The 15,982-nt window shown below is 34.1% G+C and carries 18 protein-coding genes; 11 read left to right on the top strand and 7 right to left on the bottom strand.

Annotated elements, in window-relative coordinates; translation table 11 throughout:
* Positions 1 to 6 precede the first annotated feature (6 nt).
* The 3 genes from OCV53_RS11535 (at position 7) to OCV53_RS11525 (ending at position 3,544) form a co-directional block, all read left to right on the top strand.
* The gene (locus OCV53_RS11535; protein WP_055198434.1) at positions 7 to 420 is read left to right on the top strand and encodes an FMN-binding protein; all 414 of its coding nucleotides are present in this window, start codon (positions 7 to 9) and stop codon (positions 418 to 420) included.
* A complete protein-coding gene (locus OCV53_RS11530; RefSeq protein ID WP_022374745.1) occupies positions 420 to 1,268 on the top strand; it encodes a 4Fe-4S binding protein in 849 nt (282 codons plus the stop codon). The genes OCV53_RS11535 and OCV53_RS11530 overlap by 1 nt, the downstream gene beginning before the upstream one ends.
* Positions 1,269 to 1,462: 194 nt before the next feature.
* A complete protein-coding gene (locus tag OCV53_RS11525) occupies positions 1,463 to 3,544 on the top strand; it encodes a fibronectin type III domain-containing protein (RefSeq protein ID WP_055198433.1) in 2,082 nt (693 codons plus the stop codon).
* 103 nt (positions 3,545 to 3,647) lie between these two features.
* Here the strand turns inward: OCV53_RS11525 and OCV53_RS11520 are convergent, their stop codons facing one another.
* Both OCV53_RS11520 and OCV53_RS11515 read right to left on the bottom strand, forming a co-directional pair.
* Positions 3,648 to 4,727: an undecaprenyldiphospho-muramoylpentapeptide beta-N-acetylglucosaminyltransferase gene (locus OCV53_RS11520; RefSeq protein WP_022374747.1), complete on the bottom strand. Its 1,080-nt coding sequence runs from the start codon at positions 4,725 to 4,727 to the stop codon at positions 3,648 to 3,650.
* A 17-nt stretch (positions 4,728 to 4,744) separates the two neighbouring features.
* On the bottom strand, positions 4,745 to 4,990 hold the full coding sequence (locus OCV53_RS11515) for a TIGR03905 family TSCPD domain-containing protein (RefSeq protein ID WP_022374748.1): 246 nt from the start codon (positions 4,988 to 4,990) through the stop codon (positions 4,745 to 4,747).
* 186 nt (positions 4,991 to 5,176) lie between these two features.
* Between OCV53_RS11515 and OCV53_RS11510 the strand changes: the two genes are divergently transcribed.
* The 4 genes from OCV53_RS11510 (at position 5,177) to OCV53_RS11495 (ending at position 8,135) form a co-directional block, all read left to right on the top strand.
* Complete coding sequence (locus OCV53_RS11510) at positions 5,177 to 5,869, top strand: 5'-methylthioadenosine/adenosylhomocysteine nucleosidase (RefSeq protein WP_022374749.1); 693 nt, start codon at positions 5,177 to 5,179, stop codon at positions 5,867 to 5,869.
* A gap of 85 nt (positions 5,870 to 5,954) precedes the next feature.
* Complete coding sequence (locus tag OCV53_RS11505) at positions 5,955 to 6,644, top strand: hypothetical protein (protein WP_022374750.1); 690 nt, start codon at positions 5,955 to 5,957, stop codon at positions 6,642 to 6,644.
* Positions 6,645 to 6,689: 45 nt separating this feature from the next.
* Positions 6,690 to 7,547, top strand: coding sequence for a delta-lactam-biosynthetic de-N-acetylase (locus tag OCV53_RS11500; RefSeq protein WP_055198432.1), 858 nt, complete (start codon positions 6,690 to 6,692; stop codon positions 7,545 to 7,547).
* 69 nt (positions 7,548 to 7,616) lie between these two features.
* Positions 7,617 to 8,135: a dUTP diphosphatase gene (locus OCV53_RS11495; RefSeq protein ID WP_055198430.1), complete on the top strand. Its 519-nt coding sequence runs from the start codon at positions 7,617 to 7,619 to the stop codon at positions 8,133 to 8,135.
* 423 nt (positions 8,136 to 8,558) lie between these two features.
* On the opposite strand, the gene OCV53_RS11490 is transcribed toward OCV53_RS11495, so the two are convergent.
* From OCV53_RS11490 to OCV53_RS11475, 4 genes are all read right to left on the bottom strand, one after another.
* Complete coding sequence (locus tag OCV53_RS11490) at positions 8,559 to 8,963, bottom strand: hypothetical protein (protein WP_022374753.1); 405 nt, start codon at positions 8,961 to 8,963, stop codon at positions 8,559 to 8,561.
* Positions 8,964 to 9,178: 215 nt separating this feature from the next.
* Positions 9,179 to 9,892 carry a DUF4367 domain-containing protein gene (locus OCV53_RS11485; RefSeq protein WP_022374754.1) on the bottom strand — a complete coding sequence of 238 codons (714 nt, stop codon included), beginning with the start codon at positions 9,890 to 9,892 and terminating at the stop codon, positions 9,179 to 9,181.
* Positions 9,889 to 10,440: an RNA polymerase sigma factor gene (locus OCV53_RS11480; RefSeq protein ID WP_055198428.1), complete on the bottom strand. Its 552-nt coding sequence runs from the start codon at positions 10,438 to 10,440 to the stop codon at positions 9,889 to 9,891. The genes OCV53_RS11485 and OCV53_RS11480 overlap by 4 nt, the downstream gene beginning before the upstream one ends.
* A gap of 115 nt (positions 10,441 to 10,555) precedes the next feature.
* Entirely contained in the window at positions 10,556 to 10,822 is a 267-nt protein-coding gene (locus OCV53_RS11475; RefSeq protein WP_022374756.1) for a hypothetical protein, read from the bottom strand.
* Between the two features lie 125 nt (positions 10,823 to 10,947).
* Here OCV53_RS11475 and OCV53_RS11470 point away from each other — a divergent pair, with 125 nt between their 5' ends.
* Positions 10,948 to 12,000 carry a PTS sugar transporter subunit IIC gene (locus tag OCV53_RS11470; protein WP_055198426.1) on the top strand — a complete coding sequence of 351 codons (1,053 nt, stop codon included), beginning with the start codon at positions 10,948 to 10,950 and terminating at the stop codon, positions 11,998 to 12,000.
* Here the strand turns inward: OCV53_RS11470 and yyaC are convergent.
* Complete coding sequence (yyaC, locus tag OCV53_RS11465; RefSeq protein WP_022374657.1) at positions 11,969 to 12,526, bottom strand: spore protease YyaC; 558 nt, start codon at positions 12,524 to 12,526, stop codon at positions 11,969 to 11,971. The genes OCV53_RS11470 and yyaC overlap by 32 nt on opposite strands.
* Before the next feature lie 159 nt (positions 12,527 to 12,685).
* Between yyaC and OCV53_RS11460 the strand changes: the two genes are divergently transcribed.
* From OCV53_RS11460 to OCV53_RS11450, 3 genes are all read left to right on the top strand, one after another.
* Positions 12,686 to 13,822, top strand: coding sequence for a LysM peptidoglycan-binding domain-containing protein (locus OCV53_RS11460; RefSeq protein ID WP_022374656.1), 1,137 nt, complete (start codon positions 12,686 to 12,688; stop codon positions 13,820 to 13,822).
* 95 nt (positions 13,823 to 13,917) lie between these two features.
* Complete coding sequence (locus OCV53_RS11455) at positions 13,918 to 15,111, top strand: DUF5711 family protein (protein WP_022374655.1); 1,194 nt, start codon at positions 13,918 to 13,920, stop codon at positions 15,109 to 15,111.
* A gap of 13 nt (positions 15,112 to 15,124) precedes the next feature.
* Entirely contained in the window at positions 15,125 to 15,661 is a 537-nt protein-coding gene (locus OCV53_RS11450) for a CvpA family protein (protein ID WP_055198422.1), read from the top strand.
* Positions 15,662 to 15,982 lie beyond the last annotated feature (321 nt).

The following is a 15,982-nucleotide window of genomic DNA, read 5'->3' as shown; positions in this document are numbered from 1 at the left end:
GAGAAGATGAAACAATTAAAGCAGTATAAGCATTTCTTAATGAGGCTTTTAAATCTTGCCTTGATAATTGGAATATGTCTTGTATACCACAATATTGCAACGATCCGAGCGGAAAAAGAAGCGAAGATTGCAGCCCAAAATAGTGGTTCAGGTTCTTGGAAAGACGGAACTTATCAAGGTAGTGGTCAAGGGTTTGGAGGTCAGATCGTTGTGAATGTGACCATAAAGAATGGTTCTATTGATGACATTCAGATCAAAGAAGCCAAAAATGAAGATAGTGCATATTTTAATAATGCAGTAAAAATAATAGATACAATGAAACAAAAGCAGACAGTGGATGTCGATGTAGCCAGTGGAGCAACATACAGTTCAAAAGGTATCATTGCAGCTGTACAGAATGCTTTGAAGGAGGCGTCATAATGGACCTTAGACAAAAGAGAGACATAAGACGTCTTGGACGACAGATCATTCAGATCATATTTTTCCTATGGATGCCGGCATTATACACATCGGCATTTTCTGGTGTGAGATATGTGATTGAACAGATCAGAGCAGGCAAGCCGATCGAGCAGAATGCATTCTTAGTAATGCTGATCGCTTTATGTGGATTTACCATTTTGTTTGGAAGATTCTTCTGCGGATATGCCTGTGCATTTGGAACCTTGGGAGATGGAATGTATGCATTTTCAAAATGGGTTCAGAAAAAAGTGAAAAAGAAGCTTCCGTGGGTATCAGAAGAGACCGGACGAAAACTTCAAAAAATTAAATATATCATGTTATTAGTCTTAATGCTGATTTATGCATTAGGATTTACAAAAAAATTCCATGGAACCAGTCCTTGGGAAGTATTTTCCATGTTGTACACAGGTAAGATTCCAGATGCCGGATATTTAGCCGGATGGATCATCTTTGTACTGATACTGGTAGGTATGTGCCTTAAAGAAAGATTTTTCTGCCAATATCTATGTCCGATGGGAGCAATCTTTGCATGGTTACCGGTATTGCCGTTTTCTGTACTAGATAGAGACAGAAGCAACTGTATACCGAAATGCCGTGCATGTGAGATCAAGTGCCCTGTAGATTATCAGATCAAAAGGGACCAGAAGAATGGAGGAGAATGCATTCATTGTATGCAATGTGTTGATGTATGCCCGAAACAGAACATTCATCTGGGTTCAGGTAAAAAATTAAAAGGTAATGAAATCATTATCATTCTCCTGAAACTTGTATTGTTTATTGGGGTCTGTATTTTTGCACAAAGTTTGTAGCATAACAAAAACATTTAGAAAGACACCCGATCTTATTTTGAGGTGTCTTTTTTTGATCATATAGTTAGTTATAACTAATAAAGATGCTATGACAAGTGCAAAAATTTAGATAAATGTATGTAGGTATTTCAGTACTTATGCCGAAATATAAGCACATTATTATTTTACTTAACTTATTTAAAAGGAGGTTTCACATGAGAAAAGCAATGTGGAAAAAAGGTCTATCTGTAGCTATGGCAGCTGCAATGCTGGCAGGACCTGTAAATGTACCAGCAGTATTTCATAATGTAGTGATCGTCAAAGCAGACGAAGCAACAGGATTAAAGGATCCAAAAAATTTAACAGCTGTTGATGGGTATTATTATGCAACAGTTAATATGGAGTATGCAGATTACTATTATGGGGAGTTAAATAAGGTATCAGATGTATCAACATTAAATTTATCTAAAGGAGATATCGTTGATGCAACATATAAAAATGGAGAATATGATGCAGTAACTTCAGCAACTACACAGAAATCTACAGGATTTGCAGCAACATATTTTACACAGAATGTGCAAAATAATGAAACAGGGGAAGCAGCAACAGGTGTAAATATTGATGGTATTGCAAATGTTCAGATCAGAATTCCAGAAGCATTATATGAGGCATATTATAATGCATATCAGGAAAATAAAAATAAGGGATTATCTGTATATAAATATCTTGAAAATGCAAAATTCTCTAATACAGCATTTGATAATTATAAAGAATTAAATGGAGATGGAACATTTAAAGCAACAAATGATGAAGGAACAAAATTAGAGAATGCGACAGCAAGTATCACATCAACTTCAGCATGGGGAAACTGGCAGATTTCTGTTGAAGGATTACCTTCTTATGTTACAAAGAAGAGCATGGAAGGTGCGATCATTGAAACTACAGATGGAGCAAAATATGGAATGCTTCATGAGGATAATTTATGGTTAAAGCCAAAAGAAATTGCATTTTCAGCAATTTCATTCAGCGAACCTCATGGTAACCATATGTCATATAAACACACACAGAGTTTAAGTGGAAAAACAATTAAAAAGATTACATATATCTTAAGAGAAACAGAGGCCTATGAAGAATCTGGAAGAGGCGGTGTAACACAGGTTCCAGCGTGTGATGGAAAAGATATTGTGATTGATAATTTAAATCTGAAAGTAGCACCTTATGTAGATGTTACAGTAAATGATGTGGAAAGAAGCAAGGATGGTACAAAGGTAACATTTAATAATCTTCCAGCAGGAAATGATTTTGAAGTAACAAAAATCACAAAGGGAACAGGAAGAGGTGTCCCATCTTTAACAGAGGATCAGTATAGCTATAAAGATGGAGTGTTAACATTAAATAGTAGTGTAGAAGCAAGCACAGATACAGCATATTATGTAACATTAGAATCAAAATCAGGTTCATATGCAACTGTGAAAGTAACAGCTATGGTAAAACCTTTATTAGCAGATGATGCAACAATTACAGCAAAAGATGTTACATATAATCCAAAAGGAATAAAGGTATTTGTTGATACATCTAAAGTTCCAGAAGATGCTGCATATACAGTTGCAAAAGTAAAAAATGGATCTAAAGTACTGAGTGAAGACTCTTATGAATATAAAGATGGAGTTCTTACTTTCAATAAAAATGTTGCTGTAGGAACTTATGTTGTAACATTTGAATCTGCAAAATATCAGGATGTAAAAGTTTCTGTAAAGGTTAATAAAGCAAAAGGAACGCTTACAACAAAAGCAAAAACAACAGTTAATACAGCAATTGGAAGCAAATCTTTCAACCTTGGTGCAAAAGCAACAACAGGAATGAAAGTAAGCTATGCTTCAAGTAATAAGAAAGTAGCAACAGTTTCTTCTAATGGAACAGTATCTGTAAAAGGAACAGGGATCGCAACAATCACAGTAACAGCAAGCGGAAGCAACTATAATACTGTTACAAAGAAGATCACAATCAAAGTTGCACCTAAAAAACAGAGCGTAAAAGCAAAAACTGCGAAAAAGAAATTAACGATCACATGGACAAAAGATAGTAATGCAACAGGATATCAGGTTCAGATCGCAACAAAGAAAAACTTAAAAGGTGCGAAGACATATACAGTAAAATCTTATAAAACATATAAGAAAACTATCAGTAAATTAAAATCTAAGAAAAAATATTATGTAAGAGTAAGATCATACAAAACTGTAGGAAAAACAAAACTTTATGGAGCTTACAGCACAGTAAAATCTTATAAAGTTAAATAATAGAAAAATAAATAATAGCGTATAGTTTTTCTTGAAAATAAAAAGCACGAGATTGCCATAGAAAGTAGCAGTCTCGTGCTTTTTAAATAAGTAATTAATAAGATTATCGTTTTCTTTTTTGAGAAGCTAACTGATTGGCAAGATTCACAATCGTTTCAATTGGATTTGCAAGCTCGCTTGTATTCATTGCTTCCACATATTTATCACGGTCTTCATAAACGCTGTTAACAGCATTTAATAAAGTCTCACTCGTAACATCTTTCTCCTGAAGTACATAACTATAACCCTGCTTTTCAAAAGATTCAGCATTCAGGATCTGGTCTCCACGGCTGGCTTCTAATCCAAGAGGAATTAAAATATTAGGCTTGCGAAGTGCAAGAAGTTCACAGATCGCATTGGCTCCAGCACGGGATACAACAACGTTAGCACATGCAAAATAATGTTTTAATTCAGCTTTTACATATTCAAACTGTTTGTAACCTTCTCTGCCTTCAAGGCTTTCATCAAGGTTGTTACGTCCGCAAAGATGAATGATCTGATATTTCTCAAGTAATGCATCAATATTGTTACGGATCGCATTATTGATCGCAACAGATCCAAGACTTCCACCGATAACAAGAAGTACTGGTTTATCTTCGTTAAATCCACAAAGACGAAGTCCTTCCTCACGTTTTCCTGTAAATAATTCTTCACGGATTGGGGAACCTGTTAAAACAGCTTTACCTTCAGGAAGAAGTTTGACTGTCTCAGGGAAGTTACAGCATACCTTGCTTGCGCTAGGAATACTTAATTTGTTAGCTAATCCTGGTGTCATATCAGACTCATGAATGATAACCGGAATATGAAGTTGCTTTGCAGCAAATACAACAGGGACAGTAACAAATCCACCCTTAGAAAATACAACATCTGGACGGAGTTTCTTTAAGATTTTTTTCGCTTCAAAAAATCCTTTGATCACACGGAATGGATCAGAAAAGTTTTTGATGTCAAAATATCTACGCAATTTTCCGGAAGAAATTCCGAAATATTTAATGCCGATATCTTCAATCAGTTTCTTTTCCATACCTTCGTAAGATCCAATGTAATAAATATTATATCCCTCATCGATCAGTTTTGGTACAAGTGCCATATTCGGTGTAACATGTCCGGCAGTTCCTCCACCGGTTAATACGATTCGTTTCATGATTCTTTCTCACCCCATTAATGATTTTCTTTGTACTCGATCAGCGCTTTAGAAAGCTGATCTGGACATGAAGTTCCACGGAAACCACACTGGATTCCAGATAATTTGTCGATGACTTCATCAATTGGAAGTCCTTTTGCTAATGCAGCAACACCAGTTGTATTTCCCTGGCATCCGCCAACAAAATGGATGTCTGTTAAGATTCCATTCTCTACTTCAAATTCGATTTCACTAGAACAAGTTCCTTTTGTTTTATATACCATAATAAAATTATCCTCCTGTAAAATTAAAATTGTATATTAGAAAAACTTTCTGAAAATATACATAATGAATTATAGAGCAAGAAAGCACGTATTTCAAGCATTGGACGAAAGGTTTCGTAATTGACAGGATTTAAGATTTCCCGTAAACTGAAATTAAATGATATTACAAAGATAAGGAGAACAGATATGATTGGTATTATCGGAGCCATGGAAGAAGAAGTCAGTCAGCTGATCGAAGCTATGGAGAATAAAGAAAAAGTAACTTGTGCAGGTATGGATTTTTATTCTGGAACGTTAAAAGGAAAAGATGCAGTAGTTGTACAAAGTGGAATTGGAAAGGTCAATATGGCACTTTGCACACAGATTCTTGCAGATAAATTTGATGTAGAAGCGGTGATCAATACAGGTGTAGCAGGTGGATTATATAAAGATATCGAAATCGGAGATATCGTAATTTCAAAAGATGCGGTACAACATGATGTGGATGCGACAGTCTTTGGATATAAAGTTGGAGAAATTCCTAGGATGGATACGTCTTACTTTGAAGCCGATAAAGATCTGATCGAGCTTGCGAAGAAAACATGTGAAGAAGTGAATCCAGATATTAATTGTTATGTAGGAAGAGTTGTTAGTGGAGATCAGTTTATTTCAGACAATGATAAGAAACATTATCTGATCAATGAATTTGATGGATATTGTGCTGAAATGGAAGGTGCAGCAATGGCACAGGCAGCGCATTTAAATCAGATTCCATTTATCGTATTACGTGCGATTTCTGATAAAGCAGATCAGGAAGCAGCAGGAAGTTACGAAGAATTTGAAAAAGCGGCAATAAAACACATTGTTCGTCTTGTTCTTGGAATATTAGACAGAATGTAGTCTAACTTTGTAGGACGGTTTCTCTTAAGTTTTCAAAGCAATCCTTTTATAATGATAAACAACAAATATAAAAGGAGAGACAGCTATGGAAATGTTAAGAGAAACTTTTTTTGTGCAGGGACTAATTGTTTCTGTGATTGCAGCAGTATTGGTAAAGCTTATTGTTTGGCGCAATTATCACAAATTATTGGCTTCGTCCGAAGAAATGGACAGGCCAAAACGATACTGGATCGGAACGCTAAAGAAAAAGATAGAGAATTATTATTCATTGAATGCTAAAGTGAATAATATCAGCTGTATTGTGGATAAATACCTTGAAGCGAATAAGATCATGGGGATAAATTCATTTTTTCTGGAACAGATTCCAGAAATCTGTGGGATCTTGTGTATTGGACTAGGCTGTCTTGGAGCAGTAAAAGGAATTTTGATGAATTCAGATATTAATTTCTGGGGAGGACAGCTGATCGTTGGAGTAATGTTTGGAATAGTAGTGTTTCTGTTTGACAGATTGACCAATATGGAACATACAAAGAGAAAGATTAAGATAAATCTTCTTTACTATTTGGAAAATATTCTTCCCAATCGCATGGAAAAAAATCTGAAAAAACAAAATTATGAAAAAAATGAAAAAATTAAAAAAAGTCAGGAAATAAAACAAGAAAAAGAAGATGCGAGACAACTTAAGGAACATTGGGGAGAGATCGCAAGTGCGAAAGAACTGCAACTTACAGATGAGGATATTCAAACATTAAAAGATTTCATGAAAGATTTATAAATACAGGAAATTACTCATACATATATAAAAAAGGAATCGTGAACGATGAAAAGTATATGTATGACAGCTGTTTTTTTGGTAATGGTTTTGTTGACTGCCTGTCAGGGATTGGAAGAAAAGAAAAATGTACAATCAAATGAAACAACTTCCAGTACATTAAGGCTATCGAATACAGACCAGCAGAAATATCAGGAAACATCGGGAGAGACGGTACAAGGAATCGAACGCTGGTGGCTAAAGAGAAATGAAAATCATCAGACTCCGGAAGTATCTGATTATATTGATCTGTCAAAATATGATGCGTATTATGTAAATCCAAAATGCAAGAAAAAGAAGATTTTTCTTACATTTGATTGTGGATATGAAAACGGATTTACTCCGAAAATTCTGGATGTTTTGAAAAAACAAAAAATTGTGGCAGCTTTTTTTGTAACGAAACCGTTTATCAGAGAGGGGAGAGAGCTTGTAAGGAGGATGAAGAAGGAAGGACATATTGTTGGAAACCACACGGTACATCACAAAAGTATGCCAACATTATCAGACAGAGATAATAAACAGGAAATTATAGATTGTGCTGAGTATTGTAAAGAGGCAACAGGATATGAGATGGATCATTTCATTCGCCCTCCAATGGGGGAATACAATGAAAAGACTTTAAAATTAACAAAATCAATGGGATATAAGACGATATTTTGGAGTATGGCCTATGTGGACTTTGATGTTAATAAGCAACCAGGGAAGCAATATGTAGTGGAACATTTTAAGAAATACACACATAATGGAGCCATCCCATTAATGCATAACGTCTCACAGTCAAATGCGGAAGCATTGGATGAAGTGATCACGAATCTGAAGAAAGAAGGATATCAGTTTGAATCATTGAAAAAACTTTCATCCTATTGAAACAAACAGATGAGTCTGATAAAATAAGTGGCGTTGAAATATAAAGAATGAAGATTACAGGAGATACAGATGAACAAAATTGCACAGTTTCATAAAGTAAGCTTTGAGCAGTTTGAAGAAAGCTGGAAAGACAGTTTTCTAGGAACTTCAGATGAAGAAATCAAAGCAATTTACGATGGAATCAAACTTCCAAAGAGAGCAACCAGAGGATCAGCAGGATACGATTTTTTTAGTCCGGTTGATTTTACATTAAAACCAGGTGAGACAATTAAGATTCCAACAGGAATCAGAGTCTTTATCGAAGAAGACTGGGTATTAAATATTTTTCCAAGAAGCGGTCTTGGATTTAAATTCCGTCTGCAAATGAATAACACAGTTGGAATTATCGACAGTGACTATTTTTATTCAGATAATGAAGGACATATCTTCGTAAAATTAACAAATGACAGTAATGAAGGAAAAACAGTTTCTGTTGAACAGGGAACAGGTATGGTACAGGGAATCTTTATGCAGTATGGCGTTACAATTGACGATGATGTAACAGAAGTACGAAATGGCGGATTCGGAAGTACAACCAAAACAAAATAGAGTACGATAAAAACGATCGGAGAAGTGGAAAACTCCGATCGTTTTTTGTTGTGTGAAAGTGATGAGTTTCCACACTGCTTTGTCATGTAAGAGAGTGTAGATGGTATTAAGATATGAATTGAAATTTATATTCAATTTAATAAATCACGTCAATGTAAACAAAAATAGGGTTTTCGTTATGTTTTTGTGATTGCTTGTTATTATTTGTGCTTAATGGTTAACAGTTGCAATAAAAATTTTACCATTACCATATCTCTCTTACATATTGTAAACTAGCGTTTTAGAAAAAAAGGGAACTTTTTGTTGAAAAAAATTTTGAGGATGTAAATGAAGATTTCGAGGGAACGTCAAAAAGGCAGGAAAAACCTGCCTTTTTTGTGACGAGTAAGGATTATGTGAATAATTGATTAGTTTTTTAGAACTTTAATATTTGTTTTTGTAGATGAAAGTATCACTGTTTATTTTTTTACCGCCTTTAGATTTGTAGACTGTGGCAGTGCTGTAAACTCGGTATGTATAACCTTTTGTTACATAATAGCCACGGCTATACATATTAATACTAGTATCTCCATTAGTGCCACTAGTTAAAGTATGCCATTTACCACCAGAATATCGTTGCAATTTCATATTAATTTTAGAATAGTAAGAACTTTTGCTTGGAATGACAGTGGTATAGAAAGATGCTAACCCCCACTTTTTGAAAGACAATCCAATTGTAACATGTTGAAAACCAGCCCAGTTATTTGCAGCAGAAACAGTGGAAGTAGTATTTGATAGCATGACGAGACAAAAGATTGGTATAAATAAGAGTTTATAAAATTTTTTCATAAGGTAATCCTTTCTATCCTTACCAATATGTAGAAATAGATAATTTAAAAAGAATGAAAAAATTTAAAAATAAAATAATATTGAAAATATGAAATAAGTATAGTGTGTTACACATAGGAAGAGAAAGAAGAAATGCTAAAATTGATTTTTAGTAAAAAATGGTATAAAAAAATCAGTCGATGTAAATTATTCATTACGACTGATTTTTAAATTTATTATTTTGTTTTAAACTTTAAATATGTTGCTATTTTTAATAGTTGATTTTTGGTTTCTGATGACATTATAGAAATAATACTGTGATTTTTATATGTAATTAAAGTATTAGTATCGCCAGAAAGAAAATAATAAGTATGATTTTCGTATGTGATTTTGTCATATTTAGAAAGAGAAGATTGATTTACATAAGAATCATAATCTTGGTCTATCTGAATATTAATAAATAGATCTTTTTTTAATTTATTGTTATAAAATTGATAACTAATTTGATCATTATTCATAGAATAAGTAACTTTTTCTTGTTTATAACCATCAGGGATATATTTAAAAGAAACATCATAATGATCTTTTGTATTATCCTGTGAATTAACATTTGTTTTGTTACCATTAACACTTCTATGGAATACAAAATTCAATACAGGTTCTCTAACCGCCTTGATATTCATAGCCGCAGCAGAAACAACAAGAAGTGCTGCAACAGCAATCACTGCTATTTTCTTGCCCAACTGAATGTGCTCAAGACGAGATTCTCGTTTATAAGCATCTTGAAACATTTTGTGCATTTTTTCATCAAATTCTTTTGAAGGTTCCAATTCAGGAAGCTCTTCATATTTTTTGATCTCTTCATCAATATATTGGCGGCCAGCATATTCAATGAGGTGATCTAATAATTTATCTTGTTCTTCAATAATCTTTTTGTCCTTATTGTTCATAGGAAGTCCTCTTTCCGAAACATCGTTTTGATTTGCTTCTTAGCTGTAGCAATACGTTTTTTTACGGCACGTTCAGAAATATGAAATATATCTGCAATCTCACGATACTTAAAACCATAACAATAATGAAAGATCATAGTATCACGAAGAGATGGTTTAAGTTTAGAAAAAATATTTTTGATACATTCTGTGTGAATGACACGAATAAAAACATCTTCAGAATCTGTAAGATCTGGAGAATTGTTAATATCTTCATCATATCTCAGTGGAAAATGAGAATTCTTAGCTTCGTCTTTGGTAATTGTATACATCACATTGCGAAGTACAGCAAAAAGAAAATACAGAATCTCATCCTCAGGAACCTCTAGGGCGGTTTTGGGATGTAAAAGAATTTTCTCAAAAACTAATTGCACACCATCCTCTGCAGTGCTTATATTCGAAGTATAACGAAAAGCACGGTGATATAGTTTGTATGAATATTTCTGATATAAAAGTGCAATATATTCAGACGTATATTGCTTATTTTTAGAATGTCCGTCTCCCTTCATATAAATGTCTCCTTACATGATAAGATCAAGGGCCCAGGGCACTATTATTTATAGATTAAGTATAATAAAATACGGACGTTGTGTAAATAATTTCTAAAGAAAAATATCAAAATATTTAGTCTTCTTCAATTACTTGGATTTCGAGGTAGTCAAAATCAATATCTTCAACAAAACTGTCATGAGTAAAGCGAGTTTTAGAATGGCGGATAAAATCATTTTTGTTGTTTTCTAGCCACAGAGGTTTTGATAGATCAAATTCATAACATATCTCTTCTAATGCCTGATAAACCTTGCGTGTACGATTTAAATCGGTATCGATACAAATAACGGTGTCTTTTAACATACGATTTTCATGAAAAATCTTTCCCCACATACGAAACATATAATTTTCCTGCCTTTGAAATAAATTTAAATTGAATCTTTTGGTTTAGTATAGGAGTATTTTTGATTGTTGTAAAGAACTATTAGTATGTTATACTTAAAAAAAGTCTGTATAAGGAGATAAGTATGAAAATATTAAAAAGAATATTTATAGATGGTTTGTCAGGAATGGCAATAGGTTTATTTGCAACATTAATTATAGGAACGATACTGGAGCAGATTGGAACATTTGTAGGAGGAGACATTGGACATATGATCGTAATGGCTGCATCTATAGCAAAAGTTCTGACAGGTGCAGGGATTGGTATCGGAGTAGCATGTAAGCTTGGTGAGGAGACATTAGTATGTGCATCAGCCGCAAGTGCAGGAATGATCGGAGCATTTGCAACAGGGCTGTTAGATGGAAGTGTGATCACAAATGGCAAGATCACTTTAAGCGGGCCAGGAGAACCATTAGGAGCATTTGTTGCTGCATATATTGGAATTGAACTTGGACGTATTTTTGTAGGACGAACAAAACTTGATATTATATTAACCCCATTTATTACGATTCTTGGAGGTGGAGTGGTCGGATTGACGGTTGGGCCATATATCTCTGATCTGATGAAACAAATTGGTGAGATGATACGTTGGGGAACGGAACAACAGCCATTTTTGATGGGAATCATTGTATCTGTTCTGATGGGAATGGCACTCACACTGCCGATCAGTTCTGCAGCATTAGGAGTTATTCTAAATCTATCAGGAATAGCAGCAGGAGCGGCAACGGTAGGATGCTGTGCACAGATGATTGGATTTGCAACAGCAAGTTTCCGGGAAAATGGAATTGGAGGACTTTTGGCACAGGGAATCGGAACGTCTATGCTGCAAGTTCCAAACATTGTACGAAAACCATTAATATGGCTGCCAACGATCATCACAAGTGCGATTCTTGGACCAATTTCAACAGTTGTATTAAAAATGACAAACAATGCGATAGGATCTGGAATGGGAACAGCAGGACTTGTGGGGCCGATTATGGTATACAAAACAATGATTACGAATACATCCCCAACAATCACCATTCTTATGATTCTTGTTATGCTGATCATCGCCCCAGCATTTCTTACTTATTTTATTTCAGAGGCAATGAGGAGAAAAGGGCTGATCAAAGATGGGGATATGAAACTTGAAATTTAGGAATCTGAATTCCTTTTGCAATGAAAGAAGCTAAATAAAAAACAGTCTGCAGTCTTGTTGTCTGAATTGTTTCATGACTTGATTCAGAAAATCTATCAACGATCCCAGTGATAGAAATGTCACCAATTGGGGGCAGATGTTTAGAAACACCACGACCAGGGCAAAGTGGCATAGAAGAAAGTGTGATATATCCAACATGGTCCGCATAGCCAAGACAAGAATCGATTGCAATGATAAATGGATTCTTATGAAATTTGTAGATCAGTTCCATGGTTTTATCAAGATTTTTAGCATGAACAGGAAATTGCAGAGTACCATAAACAGAATATACAGGGAAATCCATAAGAGATTGACCAACTAAAGGACCAAGACAGTCACCGGTTGCACGATCTGAACCAATACAGATTAAGACCAGTGGCTGATTTTTTTTGCATTTTTTTTGTAAATGTTTGAGAAAGTCAGATTGAAATCTTGATAAAGCATAAAAATCATTCGGTTGATAATAATTTATTTTTTTTAAACTCAAAGCAATTTCCTCCTGCGTTATGATTTGTTTCTAGTGTATCCAAAACATAGAAAAAATATGTAGAAAAAAATTGTGATTTCTTCGACGCAGTTTGATAAAAAATATGAAATGATCGTGGTAAGGTTTGTTTGAAAGGATAGAGAAAAAGGAGGAATTTTCGTGAAAACAGAGCAGTTGTTGCCCAAAAACATTCGTCAGATCGGGAGTCCGGTTGGACATACAAAAGTATATATTGAAGATTATGTAATAACATTTTTGAATTCATTATCAACGGACAAGAATACTTATGTAAGAGGAGCCATTTTATTTGGAGAGAAGGAAATGGTAGAAAACGATACTATTATTTATGTAAAGGGAGCAATTGAGGGACAGAATCTGGAACTTGATTTGGATGAAACTGTATTTAACGATGAAGTATGGAGAGAAATTTATCAGCAAAAAGACAGATTATTTCCTGGATTAGAAGTGATCGGATGGGCATTGCTGAGAATGGGATTTTCGGTACGATTAAATGATAAGATAAAAAAAACACATTTTGAAAATTTTCCAGGGGAAGGAAAAGTACTTTATATGATCGATGATTTGGAAAATGAAGATGCATTTTATGTATATCGTGGACAAGATCTTGTAAGGCAAAGTGGTTATTACATATATTATGACAAGAATCCGATGATGCGTGAATATCTGGCAGAACGCAGAGAAGGAATGCAGGAATCCGAAAATTATGAGAAAATGATGGAAAATATGAGGGATGAAAGATTGATCAGACAATTTCGTGAGAAAGTTTCCAGAAAAACAAAAAGCAGCCAGAGAAAAGGAAGATTTCGCACGTTTTCTACGGCAGCAGCTGTTGTAGTCATGATGATCATGGGCGGAAGTATGTATTATTATGCTCAACAAGATCAGAGTATTAACTTTCGTGACGTAGTAAATGGGGCAGTGAATACAATGGGAAAAGGTGTAAAAGATCAGGTGGAAGATAAAAGTGAGACGACAAAGGAAAAAACAGTTACGAAAATACTGGATACTCAGGCATCAACTGAAAATAAAAAGAATACAACAAAAGTAAAAAAAACAACAGAAAAGTCGACAGCAGCAACATCTGTGAAAAAGACGAATGTCTCAAAATATAAATATTATAAATATACGGTGAAAAAAGGAGAGACACTGGTATCAATCAGCAGAAAAGTATATGGGACACAAAAATTAGTACAAAGAATCAAGACGGCAAATACTCTGAATGATCAAAATCAAATTTATCCGGGACAGAAATTAATCATACCAGTGTTACGTTAATCGTAGAAGGTAAGGACACTGGACACATTTCATAGGATAATGTATACTAATTTTTGTTCAGAAATCATAACGATCATAAAGAAGAAAGGGATTTTATGGAACAAAAGAAAAAATCAGGATTTTCTGTTTACATTAATTCAAATGAGAATTTTCAAAATGCGTTAATCCTGGAACAAAGAAAGAAGAGATACAGGATTGGATTGATTATCGCACTTATGATCGTAGCGTTATGCAGTATTTTAGCGTATCGATACCGGACATATCATAATATAAAGGTAGTTAAGACCATTTCGAAAGATTTGACGGAATCTTTTCAATCATTTTCTTATAAAAAAGGAACGATATGTTACAGTGAAGATGGAATTTATTTCCTAGATGGAAAAGGAAATGAAAAATGGAATCGCACATATTCAATTAAAAATCCACAAGCATCCTATTGTGGAAATTATATTGTAATAGCATCAAAGAATGGAAATGAGATCGCACTGCTTGATAATGATGGTCAGATGAAAAAATTCAGTGTTTCTTATCCGATTGTTGATGTTGAGATTGCAAAACAAGGCGTGATCGCATTGATGCTTCATGGTGATAAGGGAAATTATATTGAATTATATGATGCAGCACAGAAGAAATTGGTGAGCATTAAAGTAACTGCAAGCCAGAATGGATATCCGATGGATATTGCACTGTCTTCGGATGGACAGAATTTGGTTGTAAGTTATCTTGTGGTAGATGGAATCAATGTAAAGAGCAGAATAGCATTTTATAATTTTGGAATGACAGGTGAAGAAAAAGGTGATCAGCTGATCGGAGGCTTTGATTTCAAAGATTGTGTAATTTCAAAAGTTAGTTATATGAGTGGTTCCAAGGTAGTGGCAGCAGCAGATGACAAACTTATATTCTTTAAAACAGGAAAGACAATTTCTAAGAATAATACAGTAGAGATTCGTAAGACGATCAAGAGTATTGCGGTAAATGATAAATATATAGCAATGGTTCTTGAAAATGATACAAAGTCAGCACAGGAAAAATATCAGGCGGTTGTTTACAATAAAAATGGGCGAAGTGTTATGGAACATGAGTTCTCCTCTGAGTATACAAAATTATTATTGGGAGAAAAAGAAATAGTACTTGCAGGAAATTATCATTTTTCTGTTCTAAATTTTGCAGGACATGAGATGTATCAGAAAGATTTTAAGAAAAGGATTTCAAATGTATCATTAACAGGAAAGAAGAGAAGATATTTAATTACATATGAAGACAATATTAATTTACTTGAGTTACGCTAGAAATGGAGTACACATGGGAGAAATAGTTTTAGGTATATTTGGATTATATCTGATTTTTCAGGTAGTAATAGGATATCGAAGAGGTCTGATGAGAAGTATGCTCAATCTTGCATCGTGGATTCTTACATTTGCAATCGCATATGAAGGAGCATCATATTTCAAGGATATTGTGATTCAAAATGTACCACAGATTCAGGGGACGATTGTAACGGATCAGGTTGCATATATGATTTCATATATTATATTAATGATCGTATGTAAGATGATATTTTCTATTATTGTACGATTTATTAATAAAATCAGCCGTATACCGGGGGTTGGATTTATTAACCGTGTAGCTGGAGCAGTACTTGGATTGATAAAGGGAAGTTTAATTATCATGGTATTGATGTTTTTTATTTCATTGATGCCACATATTGGAATGCAGACGGAATATGATCAGATCATGGGAGGAAGTGAGCTCATGCAGACAATGGTTGATACGAATCCATTAGGAGAGATGATTCAGCAGCAGGTTCGATCAGAGACAGAAAAAATATTACAGAATTAAATTAATAGAAGGTATCTTGTTAGAAGGGGTCTAAGGATTTCTTGGCAAGATACCTTTTTGCTTACCTTTTCCGAATGATATTATAGATAGAACAATAAAGGAAAATATAAAAAACGAAAAAAATATAAAAAAAGTGTTGACAGTTAAGAATCAGCATGATATTATATCTAAGATGTCTGTGAGCGACAGAGAGAAATACAGAGTTTTCAAAGGGATTTGAAAAATGTATTTTAAAATAAATTAAAAAAGTTCTTGACAAGCTAAGAACTAAGTGATATAATGATAAAGCTTCTTATACGAAGCGGATCACAAAAAGATCTT

It is taken from the genome of Anaerostipes amylophilus, from assembly GCF_025567365.1.
In the GTDB taxonomy this organism is placed as follows: Bacteria; Bacillota; Clostridia; order Lachnospirales; family Lachnospiraceae; genus Anaerostipes; species Anaerostipes amylophilus.
The sequence above is the reverse complement of the archived record's forward strand: the minus strand, read 5'-3'. Positions and strand labels throughout refer to the sequence as shown.